At 54.5% G+C, this 16,347-nt stretch carries 10 protein-coding genes; 9 read left to right on the forward strand and 1 reads right to left on the reverse strand.

The features are described from left to right. The first annotated feature begins 119 nt into the window (after nt 1-119). From rpoB to ACJJI1_RS10410, 7 genes are all read left to right on the forward strand, one after another. Nucleotides 120-4,193, forward strand: a complete 4,074-nt coding sequence (gene rpoB, locus ACJJI1_RS10380) for a DNA-directed RNA polymerase subunit beta (RefSeq protein WP_282934402.1) — start codon at nt 120-122, stop codon at nt 4,191-4,193. A 135-nt stretch (nt 4,194-4,328) separates the two neighbouring features. Next, nucleotides 4,329-8,558, forward strand: coding sequence for a DNA-directed RNA polymerase subunit beta' (rpoC, locus tag ACJJI1_RS10385; RefSeq protein WP_282934401.1), 4,230 nt, complete (start codon nt 4,329-4,331; stop codon nt 8,556-8,558). A gap of 250 nt (nt 8,559-8,808) precedes the next feature. Further along, nucleotides 8,809-9,183, forward strand: coding sequence for a 30S ribosomal protein S12 (gene rpsL, locus ACJJI1_RS10390; protein ID WP_108731651.1), 375 nt, complete (start codon nt 8,809-8,811; stop codon nt 9,181-9,183). 110 nt (nt 9,184-9,293) lie between these two features. Further along, a complete protein-coding gene (gene rpsG / locus ACJJI1_RS10395) occupies nt 9,294-9,764 on the forward strand; it encodes a 30S ribosomal protein S7 (RefSeq protein ID WP_152451131.1) in 471 nt (156 codons plus the stop codon). A gap of 90 nt (nt 9,765-9,854) precedes the next feature. Next, nucleotides 9,855-11,960, forward strand: a complete 2,106-nt coding sequence (gene fusA / locus ACJJI1_RS10400; protein WP_282934400.1) for an elongation factor G — start codon at nt 9,855-9,857, stop codon at nt 11,958-11,960. Nucleotides 11,961-12,036: 76 nt separating this feature from the next. After that, the gene (gene tuf, locus ACJJI1_RS10405; RefSeq protein ID WP_108731642.1) at nt 12,037-13,230 is read left to right on the forward strand and encodes an elongation factor Tu; all 1,194 of its coding nucleotides are present in this window, start codon (nt 12,037-12,039) and stop codon (nt 13,228-13,230) included. Between the two features lie 140 nt (nt 13,231-13,370). Next, complete coding sequence (locus ACJJI1_RS10410; protein WP_444959275.1) at nt 13,371-14,426, forward strand: hypothetical protein; 1,056 nt, start codon at nt 13,371-13,373, stop codon at nt 14,424-14,426. Nucleotides 14,427-14,635: 209 nt separating this feature from the next. Here the strand turns inward: ACJJI1_RS10410 and ACJJI1_RS10415 are convergent, their stop codons facing one another. Further along, nucleotides 14,636-15,112, reverse strand: a complete 477-nt coding sequence (locus tag ACJJI1_RS10415) for an aminoacyl-tRNA deacylase (RefSeq protein WP_444959276.1) — start codon at nt 15,110-15,112, stop codon at nt 14,636-14,638. A 174-nt stretch (nt 15,113-15,286) separates the two neighbouring features. Here ACJJI1_RS10415 and rpsJ point away from each other — a divergent pair, with 174 nt between their 5' ends. Continuing rightward, nucleotides 15,287-15,598, forward strand: coding sequence for a 30S ribosomal protein S10 (gene rpsJ, locus ACJJI1_RS10420; protein ID WP_010133849.1), 312 nt, complete (start codon nt 15,287-15,289; stop codon nt 15,596-15,598). Between the two features lie 110 nt (nt 15,599-15,708). After that, nucleotides 15,709-16,344 carry a 50S ribosomal protein L3 gene (gene rplC, locus ACJJI1_RS10425; RefSeq protein WP_108731654.1) on the forward strand — a complete coding sequence of 212 codons (636 nt, stop codon included), beginning with the start codon at nt 15,709-15,711 and terminating at the stop codon, nt 16,342-16,344. The last annotated feature ends 3 nt before the right edge of the window (nt 16,345-16,347 follow it).

A 16,347-nucleotide genomic window follows, 5' to 3' on the forward strand; every position in this document is an offset into this window, starting at 1 on the left:
CAAGCGGAGAGGTTTCTGGCCAGTGCAGGCAAGTTGCATTGACCAGAGGCTTCTCGCCCGGAGGGGCTCTGGACTGGAGTCCCACGAAGTCTTGTCACTGATCAAGCTGGGGAATTTGAATGGCTTACTCATATACTGAGAAAAAACGTATCCGCAAGGATTTTGGCAAACTGCCTAAGGTCATGGATGTGCCCTTTCTGCTTGCGATACAGCTCGATTCTTATCGCAACTTTACACAGGCCGACAAGCGCCCCGACGACCGTATGGACGTTGGCCTGCAAGCGGCGTTTAAATCTGTATTTCCGATTGTCAGCTATTCCGGCAATGCCGCCCTGGAGTACGTAAGTTATACGCTGGGTAAGCCCGCTTTTGACGTTAAGGAATGTACCTTGCGCGGCGTTACCTATGCATGTCCGCTGCGCGTGCGCGTGCGTCTGATTATTTACGATAAAGAATCTGCGAATAAGTCCATTAAGGACATTAAAGAGCAGGAAGTTTACATGGGCGAGATTCCGCTCATGACCGACAACGGTACCTTCGTAATCAATGGTACCGAGCGCGTTATCGTATCCCAGCTGCACCGTTCCCCGGGTGTATTCTTCGATCACGACAAAGGCAAGACTCACTCTTCCGGTAAGCTGTTGTACGCCGCGCGTGTCATCCCCTACCGTGGCTCATGGCTGGACTTCGAGTTCGATCCGAAAGACCTGGTATTCGTTCGTATCGATCGTCGCCGTAAATTGCCAGCGACTATTCTGCTGCGTGCCCTGGGTTACACCTCCCAGGAAATGCTGGAAATGTTCTTCGAGACCAGCACCTTTGAGCTGTTGGAAGACCGTGTCAGCCTGGAGCTGATTCCGTCTCGCCTGCGCGGTGATGTTGCTTCTTTTGACATCAAAGACGGCCAGGGCAAGGTGATTGTCGAAGAGGGTCGCCGTATTACCCCGCGTCATATCCGTCAGTTGGAAAAGGCCGGCGTAGAAAAGCTGGAAGCACCGCTTGAGTACCTGTTTGGCCGTGTACTGGCGAATGACATCATCGATGAGTCCACCGGTGAGATTGCGATCGACTGTAATACCGAGATTACTGATGAAGTAATCGCCAAGCTGCGTGTACTGAACGTTAAGAGTTTCCAAACGCTGTACACCAACGATCTGGATCGCGGTCCGTTTATCTCCGATACCCTGCGTGCAGAGCCGTCTCGCACTGTGTTGGAAGCGCTGGTAGAGATCTACCGTATGATGCGCCCGGGCGAACCGCCCACCAAGGAGTCCGCAGAAGCGCTGTTCGAGAACTTGTTCTTTACTGACGAGCGCTACGACCTGTCCGCTGTCGGCCGCATGAAGTTCAACCGTCGCCTGGGTCGGGAAGACGAGACTGGCCCCGGCACTCTGAGTAAAGAAGATATCGTCGAAGTTCTGAAGACTTTGATCGATATCCGCAACGGTCAGGGCATGGTCGACGATATCGATCACCTGGGTAACCGTCGCGTGCGTTCCGTAGGCGAAATGGCTGAAAACCAGTTCCGCGTTGGTCTGGTACGTGTAGAGCGCGCTGTTAAAGAGCGTCTGTCCATGGCGGAGTCCGAAGGCCTGATGCCTCAGGACCTGATCAATGCCAAGCCGGTTGCCGCTGCCGTGAAGGAATTCTTCGGTTCCTCGCAGCTGTCCCAGTTTATGGACCAGAACAACCCGCTGTCGGAAGTGACCCACAAGCGTCGTGTTTCCGCCCTCGGCCCGGGTGGTTTGACCCGTGAGCGCGCTGGCTTTGAGGTGCGCGACGTACACCCGACTCACTACGGCCGCGTATGTCCGATTGAGACGCCGGAAGGACCGAACATCGGTCTGATTAACTCCCTGGCTACTTACGCCCGCGCCAACCATTACGGTTTCCTCGAGAGCGCCTACCGCAAAGTGGTTGACGGCAAGGTAACTGATGAAATTGCGTACCTGTCCGCGATCAATGAAGCCAACTTCATTATTGCCCAGGCGTCTGCGGAAGTAGACGACAACGGTAACTTTGTTGATGACCTGATCAGCGTGCGTCACCAGGGCGAATTTACCCTGAAAGCACCGGGCGAAATCCAGTATATGGATGTTTCCGCCAAGCAGGTGGTTTCCGTAGCTGCGGCGATGATTCCATTCCTCGAGCACGATGACGCCAACCGTGCATTGATGGGATCGAACATGCAACGTCAGGCGGTACCGACCCTGCGCGCTGAAAAGCCGCTGGTGGGCACCGGTATGGAGCGCACTGTAGCGCGCGACTCCGGCGTGTGTGTGGTTGCCAAGCGCGGCGGCATTATTGAGCGCGTTGACTCCAGCCGTGTGGTTGTTCGCGTGGCCGACGCTGAGGTGGAAGCCGGTGATGCAGGTGTGGATATCTACAACCTGACCAAATACATCCGCTCCAACCAGAATACCTGTATCAACCAGCGCCCGATCGTTAATACTGGCGATCGTGTAGTCCGTGGCGATATCCTCGCCGATGGTCCCTCTGTAGACCTGGGTGAGCTGGCTCTGGGCCAGAATATGCGTATCGCATTTATGCCCTGGAATGGTTACAACTTTGAGGACTCCATCCTCATCAGTGAGCGCGTTGTACAGGAAGACCGCTTCACCACCATCCACATTCAGGAGCTGACCTGTATTGCCCGCGATACCAAGCTGGGCAGTGAGGAAATTACTGCGGATATCCCCAATGTTGGCGAATCTGCCCTGAATAAGCTGGACGAGTCCGGCATCGTATACATCGGCGCAGAAGTAGGCGCTGGCGATATTCTGGTGGGTAAGGTTACTCCGAAAGGTGAAGCCCAGCTGACTCCGGAAGAGAAGCTGCTGCGCGCGATCTTCGGTGAAAAAGCCTCCGACGTTAAAGACACCTCCCTGCGCGCGCCCAGTGGCACCCGCGGTACGGTGATCGACGTTCAGGTATTTACCCGCGACGGCCTGCAGAAAGACCAGCGCTCTCTCGATATCGAGAAGTCACAGCTGGACGAGGTTCGCAAGGATCTGAACGAAGAATACCGCATCGTTGAAGGTGCGACCTTCGAGCGTCTGCAACAGGCTCTGCTGGGCCAAAAGGCCGCCGGTGGTAAGAGTGTTAAGAAGGGCGATGAGATGACCGCTGAAGTCCTCGCCGCCCTGCCGCGCGAAGACTGGTTCAAGCTGCGTATGGAAGACGACAGCCTGAACGATCAGCTGGAAAAAGCGGAAGCTCAGCTGAAAGAGCGTCGCAAGCTGCTCGACGAAGCCTTCGAAGACAAGAAGAAGAAACTGGAGTCCGGCGATGATCTGGCTCCGGGCGTGCTGAAAATCGTCAAGGTTTACCTGGCGATCAAACGCCGCATCCAGCCGGGCGACAAGATGGCCGGTCGTCACGGTAACAAAGGTGTTATCTCCGTAATCAAGCCCGTTGAGGACATGCCTTATGACCAAAACGGTGAGCCGGTAGATATCGTCCTGAACCCGCTGGGCGTTCCCTCGCGGATGAACGTTGGTCAGGTTCTGGAAATGCACTTGGGCATGGCCGCTAAAGGCCTCGGCGTTAAAGTCGACAAGATGATCAAGGAGCAGCAGGAAATCGCCAAGGTGCGCGGATTCCTGGAAGAGGTCTACAACTCCACTGGCGGACGCAAGGAAGAACTCGACGAGTTCTCCGATGAGGAAGTCATGACCATGGCGCAAAACCTGCGTCGCGGTGTACCTATGGCGACCCCGGTATTTGACGGTGCCGATGAAAGTGAGATCAAGCAGCTGCTGCGTCTTGCCGATATCCCGGACTCCGGTCAGATCACCCTGCACGACGGCCGCACCGGCGATGCTTTCGAGCGTCCGGTAACTGTGGGCTACATGTACATGCTGAAGCTGAACCACTTGGTAGACGACAAGATGCACGCGCGTTCTACCGGTTCCTACAGCCTGGTAACCCAGCAGCCGCTGGGTGGTAAAGCCCAGTTCGGTGGTCAGCGCTTCGGGGAGATGGAAGTGTGGGCGCTGGAAGCTTACGGCGCTGCATACACCCTGCAGGAAATGCTCACGGTTAAATCCGATGACGTGGAAGGCCGTACCAAGATGTACAAGAACATCGTGGACTCCGACCACCGCATGGAGCCGGGCATGCCGGAATCCTTCAACGTACTGGTTAAGGAAATCCGCTCTCTCGGTATGAACTTCGAGCTTGAGCACGAGTAAATCCGAACCCGTACCGAAGCCTGTTGGCAGGTGAAATGAGACAAGTGCCAGCGCCCCTCGAAGCAGTGGGGCAGCTGGCCAGCCCGGCGGCTAGTGCGAGTGCCGGGTTGACTACCCCCTAGTGGAGGAAAGGCCTTGAAAGATTTATTAAATCTGGTGAAGTCCCAGGAGCAGCTGGAAGAGTTTGATGCGATTCGTATCGGTCTGGCATCACCGGACATGATTCGCTCCTGGTCCTACGGCGAAGTGAAAAAGCCGGAGACCATCAACTACCGTACCTTCAAGCCTGAGCGTGAAGGCTTGTTCTGTGCCAAGATCTTTGGCCCGGTAAAAGACTACGAGTGCCTGTGCGGTAAGTACAAGCGCATGAAGCACCGCGGCATTATCTGTGAGAAGTGTGGCGTTGAAGTGACCAAGGCCAAGGTTCGCCGTGAGCGCATGGGTCACATCGAGCTGGCCAGCCCGGTTGCACACATCTGGTTCCTGAAATCCCTGCCGTCCCGTATCGGCCTGCTGCTGGACATGACCCTGCGCGATATCGAGCGCGTGCTGTACTTCGAATCTTACGTTGTTACCGAGCCGGGTATGACTACCCTGGAGCGCGGCCAGCTGCTGAATGACGAGCAGTACTTTGAGGCGATGGAAGAGTTCGCCGACGAGTTTGAAGCGAAAATGGGTGCCGAGGCGATCCAGGAGCTGATGGCGGATATCGAGCTGCCCGCAGAAATCCAGCGCCTGCGTGAAGAGATCCCTGCGACCAACTCCGAAACCAAGATCAAGAAACTGTCCAAGCGCCTGAAGCTGCTGGAAGCCTTCTACAAGTCCGGCAACAACCCGGAGTGGATGGTGATGAAGGCTCTGCCGGTTCTGCCGCCGGATCTGCGTCCGCTGGTACCGCTGGATGGCGGTCGTTTCGCAACCTCGGATCTGAACGACCTCTACCGTCGTGTGATCAACCGTAACAACCGTCTGAAGCGTCTGCTTGAGCTGAACGCGCCAGACATTATCGTGCGCAACGAAAAGCGCATGCTGCAGGAATCTGTTGACGCACTGCTGGATAACGGCCGTCGCGGTCGCGCCATCACCGGCTCCAACAAGCGCCCGCTGAAGTCCCTGGCTGACATGATTAAAGGTAAGCAGGGTCGTTTCCGTCAGAACCTGCTGGGTAAGCGTGTTGACTACTCCGGTCGTTCAGTGATCGTGGTAGGTCCGACCCTGCGTCTGCACCAGTGTGGTCTGCCCAAGAAGATGGCACTGGAACTGTTTAAGCCGTTTATCTTTGGCAAGCTGGAATCCCGTGGCCTGGCCACTACGATCAAAGCTGCCAAGAAGATGGTTGAGCGCGAGGAAGCGGTCGTTTGGGATATCCTCGACGAAGTGATCCGCGAGCACCCGGTACTGCTTAACCGTGCACCGACCCTTCACCGTCTGGGTATCCAGGCGTTTGAACCGGTACTGATTGAAGGTAAGGCAATCCAGCTGCACCCGCTGGTTTGTGCGGCCTATAACGCCGACTTCGACGGTGACCAGATGGCGGTACACGTACCGCTGACGATCGAAGCGCAGCTGGAATCCCGCGCGCTGATGATGTCCACCAACAACATCCTGTCTCCTGCCAACGGTGAGCCGATCATCGTACCGTCCCAGGACGTGGTACTGGGTCTGTACTGGATGACCCGCGAGCGCGTTAACGATAAAGGCGAAGGCATGTTCTTCTCCGATATCAAAGAAGTGAGCCGCGCTTTCTACGCCAAGCAGGTTGGTCTGCAAGCGAAGATCAAGGTGCGTATCCGCGAAAATATCGTCGGCGAAGACGGTGAGAAGCACGAGACTATCTCCATTCAGGACACCACTGTAGGCCGCGCGCTGCTGTGGAACATCGTGCCGGAAGGCCTGCCGTTTGCGCACGTTAACCAGCCGATGAAGAAAAAGGCGATCTCCCGCGCCCTGAACGAGTGCTACCGCAAGGTAGGCCTGAAGGCGACGGTTATTTTTGCCGACCAGCTGATGTACACCGGTTTCGACTTCTCTACCAAGTCCGGTTCCTCCATTGGTGTGAACGACTTTGAGATTCCGGCTGAGAAAGCTGAACTGATCGATGCCGCTGAAGCGGAAGTGAAAGAGATTGAAAGCCAGTTTGCTTCCGGCCTGGTAACCCAGGGTGAGAAGTACAACAAGGTTATCGACGTTTGGTCCCGCACCAACGACAAGGTAACCCAGGCGATGATGGCCGGTATCAAGAAAGAGAAGGTGATCGACCGCGAGGGCAACGAGACCAAGCAGGACTCCTTCAACTCCGTATACATGTACGCTGACTCCGGTGCTCGTGGTTCTGAAGCTCAGATCCGTCAGCTCGCTGGTATGCGTGGTCTGATGGCCCGTCCAGATGGCTCCATTATCGAGAACGCCATTACTGCAAACTTCCGTGAAGGTCTGACCGTACAGCAGTACTTCATCTCGACCCACGGTGCTCGTAAAGGTCTGGCGGATACTGCACTGAAAACCGCTAACTCCGGTTACCTGACCCGTCGTCTGGTTGACGTGGCCCAGGACGTGGTAATTACCGAGCTGGATTGTGGCACCGACGACGGTCTGACCATGGCGCCGGTAATCGAGGGCGGTGATGTTATCGAATCTCTCGGTGACCGTATCCTCGGTCGTGTAGTGGCCCGCGATGTACTGAAGCCAGGCAGTGACGAAATCGCCGTTTCTGCCGGCACTATGATCGACGAGAAGTGGGTAGAGCGCATCGAAGCCATGGGCATCGATGAGGTTCTGGTTCGCTCCCCGATCACCTGTGAGACTGCACACGGTATCTGTGCCCAGTGTTACGGCCGCGACCTGGCCCGTGGCCACCGCGCCAACCCGGGTGAGTCTGTGGGCGTTGTTGCCGCACAGTCCATCGGTGAGCCGGGCACCCAGCTGACCATGCGTACCTTCCACATCGGTGGTGCTGCAAGCCGTGCCTCCGCTGCGGACAGCATCCAGGTGAAGCAGGGCGGTACCGTACGTCTGCACAATGTTAAGACGGTTAAAACCGAAGTCGGCACTCTGGTAGCCGTGTCCCGTTCCGGTGAGCTGGCGATTGCCGACAGCGCCGGTCGCGAACGCGAGCGCTACAAGCTACCTTACGGTGCTGTGATCAGCGTCTACGAAGGTGCCGAGGTAGACGGTGGCCAGATCGTGGCCAAGTGGGACCCGCACACCCACCCGATCATCACCGAGGTTGCCGGTTGGGTGAAACTGTCCGGTATGGAAGAAGGGCTTTCCATCCGCAAGCAGACCGACGATATCACCGGCCTGTCCTCTATCGAGATTATCGATCCGGCCGAGCGCCCGGCTGCGGGTAAAGACCTGCGCCCAGCGGTAACCCTGCTGGATGAGAACGGCGAAGAGCTGACTCTGGCGAACAGTAATGCGCCTGCGCACTACGCCTTGCCGCCGCGCGCGATCCTCAGCCTGGCTGAAGGCAAGCAGGTGAATGTGGGTGACGTAATTGCACGTATTCCGCAGGAATCCGGCGGTACCAAGGATATCACCGGTGGTCTGCCCCGCGTTGCCGACCTGTTTGAAGCGCGTAAGCCGAAAGAGCCGTCCATTCTGGCGGAAATCTCCGGTACCGTTTCCTTCGGTAAAGAGACCAAAGGCAAGGTTCGTCTGCAGATTACTCCGCGCGACGGCAAGCCGCTGGCCAATGGTAAGGACCACTACGAGGTTCTGATTCCAAAGCATCGCCAGTTGACCGTGTTCGAAGGTGAAACTGTAGAGAAGGGTGAGGTTATCTCCGATGGCCCGTCCAACCCGCACGATATTCTGCGCCTGAAAGGTGTTGAAGAGCTGGCTCGCTACATCACCAACGAGATCCAGGAGGTTTACCGCCTCCAGGGTGTAGGCATTAACGATAAGCACATCGAAACCATCGTGCGCCAGATGCTGCGTAAAGTTGAAGTCACCGAGATGGGTGATTCCAGCTTGATTAAGGGCGACCAGGTTGAATACCAGCGCGTGATCGAAGAGAACGAACAGCTGCGTGCCGAGAACAAGCAGCCCGCTCAGTTCGAACGCCTGCTGCTGGGTATTACCAAAGCGTCCCTGGCAACTGAGTCCTTCCTGTCAGCGGCTTCGTTCCAGGAAACCACTCGCGTTCTGACCGAAGCGGCGGTAACTGGTAAAGAAGACAACCTGCGCGGCTTGAAAGAGAACGTGGTTGTGGGTCGCTTGATCCCGGCTGGTACCGGTCTGGCTTACCATAGCGAGCGCAAGCGCAAGCGCAGCCTGCAGTTGGAAGAGGCCTTTGGTGAAGGACCTTCCGCAGCTGAGGTTGAAGCAGCTCTGACTGAGGCTCTGAAGTCCTCAGGCGAATAAGGCGTATCCCACTCTACCTGTTGGTGGAGTGGGGTAGGTTGGGGCACTTAGGTGCCCGATCTGATATTGGCGACTGTCTGTGATGTAAGCACTTACTTCCGTCGCCGATTGACTAGGCGGGTTGTCGCTTATAGAATGCGGCCCCCGCTTATGTGGGGTGTTCCGTTTGATCCCAGGATCGGACGATACACACAGACGATAGGCCCTCACTGTTAGAGGTGGGGGCATTTTATTTTTGGAGTGATTTTTAATGGCAACGATCAACCAGTTGGTTCGTAAGCCGAGAAAACGCAAAGTTGAAAAAAGCGACGTTCCTGCTCTGCAGGCTAGCCCGCAGCGTCGCGGAGTTTGCACTCGTGTGTACACCACTACACCGAAGAAGCCGAACTCTGCACTGCGTAAGGTTTGCCGTGTGCGTCTGACCAGCGGTTACGAAGTAACTTCGTACATCGGTGGTGAAGGCCACAACCTGCAAGAGCACAGCGTGGTACTGATTCGCGGCGGTCGTGTAAAAGACCTGCCGGGTGTGCGCTACCACACTGTACGCGGTGCACTTGACTGTGCCGGCGTAAACGATCGCAAGCAGGGCCGTTCTAAGTACGGCGCCAAGCGTCCTAAAGGTTAATCACCTTTAACGATTTGCGTTTCGGTTTCCAACCGGAGTAAGGCTGAGCTCGCCGGATTGTAATGTTTTACGGCGGCGTCTCAGAATAACCCTGAAGAGAGGCAATACCCATGCCGAGAAGACGAGTAGTCGCCAAGCGCGAAGTGCTACCGGACCCCAAGTTCGGGAACGTCACCCTGGCCAAGTTCATGAACCACGTCATGATCAGCGGCAAGAAGTCAGTTGCAGAGCGTATCGTATACGGTGCACTTGAAACTATTTCTGAAAAATTGAACAAAGATCCGATCGAAGTATTCGAGGAGTCTTTGGAAAATATCGCGCCTATGGTGGAAGTAAAGTCCCGCCGTGTTGGTGGTGCGACGTATCAGGTGCCTGTAGAAGTGCGCCCCTCGCGTCGTACGGCTCTGGCAATGCGTTGGTTGGTGGAGTTCTCCCGTAAGCGCGGTGAGAAATCTATGGCTCAGCGTCTGGCCAACGAAATGATCGATGCAGCCCAAAACAAGGGTGGCGCGGTCAAGAAGCGTGAAGATGTACACCGCATGGCAGAAGCCAACAAGGCATTCTCTCACTACCGCTTCTAAGTCTGATGAATACCAACATCGGAAATTAATACCGAAAGGCAGCACGGAAAATTCCAGGCTGCCTTTTGCCGTTATATCGAGGATACAACTGTGGCACGTAAAACGCCCATCGCACGTTACCGTAACATCGGTATCTGTGCCCACGTAGACGCCGGTAAAACCACTACTACCGAGCGCGTACTTTTCTACACTGGTCTATCCCACAAAATTGGTGAAGTACACGAAGGTGCTGCCACCATGGACTGGATGGAGCAGGAGCAGGAGCGTGGTATCACCATTACTTCTGCTGCAACTACCTGTTTCTGGTCTGGCATGCAGCAGCAGTTCGACCAGCACCGCGTAAACATCATCGATACCCCAGGACACGTTGACTTCACTATTGAAGTTGAGCGCTCCTTGCGCGTACTCGACGGTGCTGTTGTTGTGCTGTGTGGCTCCTCTGGTGTTCAGCCTCAGACTGAAACCGTATGGCGCCAGGCGAACAAATACGAAGTACCGCGCATGGTATTCGTAAACAAAATGGACCGCGCCGGTGCGAACTACCGCAACGTTGTGAGTCAGCTGAAAGACCGCTTGAACGCGAATGCTGTACCTCTGCAGATGACCATCGGCTCTGAGGACGAGTTCAAGGGTGTTGTTGACCTGGTGAAGATGAAGGCCATTCTGTGGAATGAAGCCGACCAGGGCATGACTTTCGACTACGCTGACATCCCCGCTGAGCTGCAGGACGAGTGCGACGAAATGCGCGAGTACCTGGTAGAAGCGGCCGCTGAAGCCAGCGAAGAGTTGATGGAAAAATACCTGGAAGAAGGTGAGCTGTCCGAAGAAGAAATCAAGGCAGCTATCCGTCAGCGTACCCTGGCCAACGAAATTGTACCGGTTCTGGGCGGTTCTGCGTTCAAGAACAAGGGTGTACAGGCTGTACTGGACGCAGTTATCGAATACCTGCCGGCGCCGACTGAAGTTAAGGCGATCGAAGGTACTCTGGAAGATGGCGAAACTGTTGAGAGCCGCGAAGCTGACGACAACGCGCCGTTCGCTGCACTGGCGTTCAAAATTGCTACCGACCCCTTCGTTGGTACCCTGACTTTCTTCCGTGTTTACTCCGGTAAGCTGGAGAGCGGTACTGCGGTATACAACTCCGTAAAAATGAAGAAAGAGCGTGTCGGTCGTATGGTGCAAATGCACTCCAACGATCGTCAGGAAATTAAAGAAGTACTGGCTGGTGACATCGCTGCTGCGATTGGTCTGAAAGACGTAACCACTGGTGACACCCTATGCTCCGAAGCCAACAAGATTGTTCTGGAGCGTATGGAGTTCCCCGAGCCGGTAATTTCTGTTGCGGTTGAGCCCAAGTCCAAGCCGGACCAGGAAAAAATGGGTATTGCCCTCGGCAAGCTGGCCCAGGAAGATCCGTCCTTCCGCGTGAAGACTGACGAGGAAACCGGTCAGACCATTATCTCCGGTATGGGTGAATTGCACCTGGATATCATCGTTGACCGCATGAAGCGTGAGTTCAACGTTGAAGCGAACATCGGTAAGCCTCAGGTTGCCTACCGTGAAACTATCCGCAACACCTCTGAGATCGAAGGTAAGTTCGTTCGTCAGTCCGGTGGTCGCGGTCAGTACGGTCACGTATGGGTGAAGTTTGAGCCCGCCGAAGACGAGTCTCAGGAAGGTCTGGAATTCGTTAACGAAATCGTGGGCGGTGCGGTACCGAAGGAATACATTCCTGCGGTACAGAAAGGTATCGAAGAGCAGATGAAGAACGGTGTTCTGGCTGGCTACCCGCTGCTGGGCCTGAAGGCGACTCTGTACGACGGTTCCTTCCACGATGTGGACTCCAACGAAATGGCGTTTAAGATCGCCGGTTCTATGGCGACCAAGAAGCTGTCCAGTCAGGGCGGTGCGGTACTGCTCGAGCCGATGATGAAGGTGGAAGTGGTAACTCCGGAAGAGAACATGGGTGATGTGGTTGGTGACCTCAACCGTCGCCGTGGCCTCATCCAGGGTATGGAAGACAACCCCTCCGGTAAGGTTGTCAATGCGGAAGTACCTCTGGCAGAAATGTTCGGTTACGCAACCGACCTGCGTTCTGCTACTCAGGGCCGTGCTACCTACACCATGGAATTCCTGAAGTACGCCGAAGCGCCGAAAAATGTTGCCGATGAGATCATCGCCAAGACTAAGGCCTAATTAACTTCTGCTTAAAGGGGGCCGGGCCAACAGCTGGGGCCCCTTTGGCAAACTTTTAGCTAGAGGACATCTAAAGATGGCAAAAGAAAAGTTTGAACGTTCCAAGCCCCACGTGAACGTGGGCACCATCGGTCACGTTGACCACGGTAAAACCACCCTGACCGCTGCTCTGACCCGCGTATGTGCGGAAGTTTGGGGTGGTGACGCTGTTGCTTTCGACGGTATCGACAATGCACCGGAAGAGCGTGAGCGCGGTATCACCATCGCTACTTCTCACGTTGAGTACGAGTCCCCGACTCGCCACTACGCTCACGTAGATTGCCCGGGACACGCCGACTACGTTAAGAACATGATCACCGGTGCTGCTCAGATGGACGGCGCTATCCTGGTATGTTCCGCAGCTGACGGCCCCATGCCGCAGACTCGTGAGCACATCCTGCTTTCCCGTCAGGTAGGTGTACCTTACATCGTTGTATTCCTGAACAAAGCGGACATGGTAGACGACGAAGAGCTGCTCGAGCTGGTAGAAATGGAAGTTCGCGAACTTCTGGATCAGTACGAGTTCCCAGGTGACGACACTCCGATCATCGTTGGTTCCGCTCTGATGGCCCTGAACGGCGAAGACGACAACGAAATGGGTACTACCGCTGTTAAGAAGCTGGTAGAGACTCTGGACGAGTACATCCCTGAGCCAGAGCGCGCTGTAGATCAGCCGTTCCTGATGCCGATCGAAGACGTATTCTCTATCTCTGGCCGTGGTACTGTTGTAACTGGTCGTGTAGAGCGCGGTGTGATCAACACTGGCGACGAGATCGAAATCGTTGGTATCAAAGAAACCACCACTACTACTTGTACTGGTGTTGAAATGTTCCGCAAGCTGCTCGACGAAGGTCGTGCTGGTGAGAACATCGGCGCACTGCTGCGCGGCACCAAGCGTGACGAAGTAGAGCGTGGTCAGGTACTGGCTAAGCCGGGCTCCATCACTCCGCACACCAAGTTCGAAGCGGAAGTGTATGTACTGTCCAAGGACGAAGGTGGTCGTCACACCCCGTTCTTCAAAGGCTACCGTCCTCAGTTCTACTTCCGTACTACCGACGTAACTGGTGCGGTAGAGCTGCCGGAAGGTACTGAAATGGTAATGCCGGGCGACAACATTCAAATGGTTGTTACCCTGATCGCTCCGATCGCCATGGAAGACGGCCTGCGCTTCGCTATCCGCGAAGGTGGTCGTACCGTAGGTGCGGGCGTTGTTGCCAAGATCATCGAGTAATAGTTACTCCTGATCTAAATAAAAAGCCGCAGCGGACGCGCTGCGGCTTTTTTTATGCGCCGCTATTTTGTTGGTTTTTTTAATGATTGCTTTTTTAGCTTATTAATTATTTTTGGCGTTTTTGTTTAGGGGTATTATTTGTGAAATCAGTGGAAAATTTTTTTGTGAACCCGGCTCGGCAGATCGGAAAAGATGTGAGGTCACAGCTCCCTGTAGAGCGAAGTTTCAGTGTTGGGGATATTTATTGCAAATATTTTTTCTTTGATTTTGCCCGCCCGTTAGTTGTCACGTTTGCAAATGCGGGATTTATAACGCCCAAAAAAAGTGTGAATGATCAGGGTTATAGCCCCTGGGGTTTCGATTTTGTAAAGCGGTTGAATTGTAATGTGCTCGCCTTTTCTTGTATTGATGAACCGTCGTGGTATAGGGGGCGAGATTTTCAGCGATTTATTCAGGATGTATCGTCTCATTTGAAGGTATTTCCCTGTCGTTTGGGGTATGCAGGGAGTATGGGAGGGTATGCTGTTGGTGCGTTTGCTTCTGTGATGGGCTTAGATCGAGTTCTCTTGCTGTCCCCTATAACGACTTTAAGCGCCAGCATCTTGCCGAGTGAATCGGAGCACAGAAAGAGCAAGTCGCTTGACTGGGCTGGGGACTTTGCAGATGGGGCTGATTTCGACTCTGTAGGGTATGTTGTTTATGACAACTTGCTGAGGCGCGACACCCTACATGCAAATCGGTATAAAAACTTGAAGCACCTGAGGGTTCCTGGTCTTGGGCATGGTATGCCAGCGCATGTTCACTCCATGGGTATGTTGAAAAAGTTGGTGGTTGATTTTGTGGGGAATAGCGTCGATGAGGTTTGGTTTCGACGATGTGCCAGAAGGCGAAAGTTTAAGCTTCGTTACTTTAATGAATTGCTGCAGCGAGAGGAATTACTTACCCCTGGGAGAATTAAAGTGTTAAAGAAATATAGGCGGGCAGTGTTGGCTTATAGGGGGGAGGGTGCATTTGGCGATAACTTTATTAACGCTTTACGAATGGCTGCAGAGAGAATTGAAGCGGAAGATCTGGAGCTAAGTTACCGTTTGTTAGCTGGCGCGAGCGTTCTTAGGCCAGAGGGGGCGCGGATAAAGAAAAAGTTGAAGCAATATAAGGCAGAGCTTGAAAAGGATGCTGTTGTTCAGGGTAGTTAAAGTGGTCGATGCATTTGCTCAATGAAGAGGTTGTGCTTTCAATAGTGTCGGGCGTTAATCTTTGAAATAGTGAAGTCGATATTAAGGCTGATAACCTATGGCCGCAACCTGGGGGCTGCGGCTTCATGGTGTTGTCAATCGGATATTATTTCCATCTATATTATTAGCCGCGATATATAAGCTCAATAATATTTACTTTTTTACAGTGTCTATGGCCAATCCTGGCTTAAATCACAGCTTCTGCTGCCCGCAAACAGCTTGGTGAATTGGGGGCCGCTCATCTCGACCAGCTCTTCGTGGTCACCGGCCTCAAAGTAAATGGTTTCACGGTGTCCAAGACTGGTGTCTAGCAGGGTGGTAATGCCGTAAGCCTGACCGAGGGCGGGCAGGGCGCCCAGTTCACAGTCAGGGAATATGGCGCCGAGTTCGGTTTCCGAGACCATTTGCAGTGAGTTTCGCCCCGTCTCATTGTGAAGAGAGCGCATATCGAGGCTGCTGCTGGCTGGGATCACAGCCATTACGTAACCGTCTATATCCTGAAGCAAAATCGCTTTTGCCACCTGATCCTCTCGCACATGGGCGGCGCGGGCGCTTTCCCGGCTGGTACGGGTGTGTGGGTGCTGAATCAGGTGGTAGTCGACCGATTGGTCATTTAAATATTGACTCAGTGTTGCGGCGATAGTCATTGTGGATACCTCGTTCCGCTTGGGGTACTCAATTGTAGTTTCAACAGATTGAAATTTGATCAGCCTGTACAGTTGACAGCCTGCTGCGCTCCCCGTAGAATTCGCGCTCCTTTTCGCCCGCCCTCGGGGCTGCGTAAGAGGACGTTCTTTAGTTAATAATTGGAGTTTGATTCCATGCAGGGTCAACGTATCCGTATTCGCCTGAAGGCCTTCGATCACAAGCTGATCGACGCGTCCACTCAGGAGATCGTAGAGACGGCTAAGCGCACTGGCGCACAAGTTCGCGGTCCTATCCCGCTGCCGACTCGCAAAGAGAAGTACACCGTACTGATTTCCCCGCACGTTAATAAAGACGCTCGCGATCAGTATGAGATCCGTACTCACAAGCGTTTGCTGGACATCGTTGAGCCTACCGAGAAAACCGTCGACGCGCTGATGAAGCTCGATCTGGCGGCCGGTGTTGAGGTCCAAATTAGTCTCGGCTAACACTTTTACTAACTACCGAATCCCGGGCGAAAACGGTCCGGGTAGTGTAACGCTCTGAAATTGGGCGGCCGCAGTGGGTTAAAGCCCCGTGCACTGAGAGGTTAAAAAAGATGACTATAGGTATTGTCGGCCGCAAGAGCGGCATGACTCGCATCTTCACTGAAGATGGCGTATCCATTCCGGTAACCGTTGTTGAGGTTGCTCCGAATCGCGTCACCCAAGTGAAAACTCAGGAAACTGACGGTTACAGCGCTGTTCAAGTAGCAGTAGGCAGCCGCAAAGCTTCCCGTGTCTCCAAGCCCGCAGCGGGCCACTTCGCCAAAGCCAATGTAGAGGCTGGCACAAATCTTTTCGAGCTGCGCACTGACGGTTCCGAAGAGACTTTCGAAATCGGTTCTGAAATTACTGTTTCCAGCTTCGAAGCTGGTCAGATGATTGACGTAACCGGCACATCCAAAGGTAAAGGCTTCCAGGGCGGCGTTAAGCGTTGGAATTTCCGCACCCAGGACGCAACCCACGGTAACTCCCTGTCTCACCGCGCACCCGGTTCTATCGGTCAATGTCAGACTCCTGGCCGCGTATGGAAAGGCAAGAAGATGGCCGGACATATGGGTGCTGAGCGCGTAACCGTGCAAAACCTGGAAGTGGTTCGTGTCGATGCCGAACGCAACCTGCTGTTGGTTAAAGGCGCTGTACCCGGTGCACCCGGTGGCAACGTTATCGTTCGTCCGGCAGTTAAAGCCTAAGTC

It is taken from the genome of Microbulbifer maximicatervae (SeqCode), from assembly GCF_052467065.1.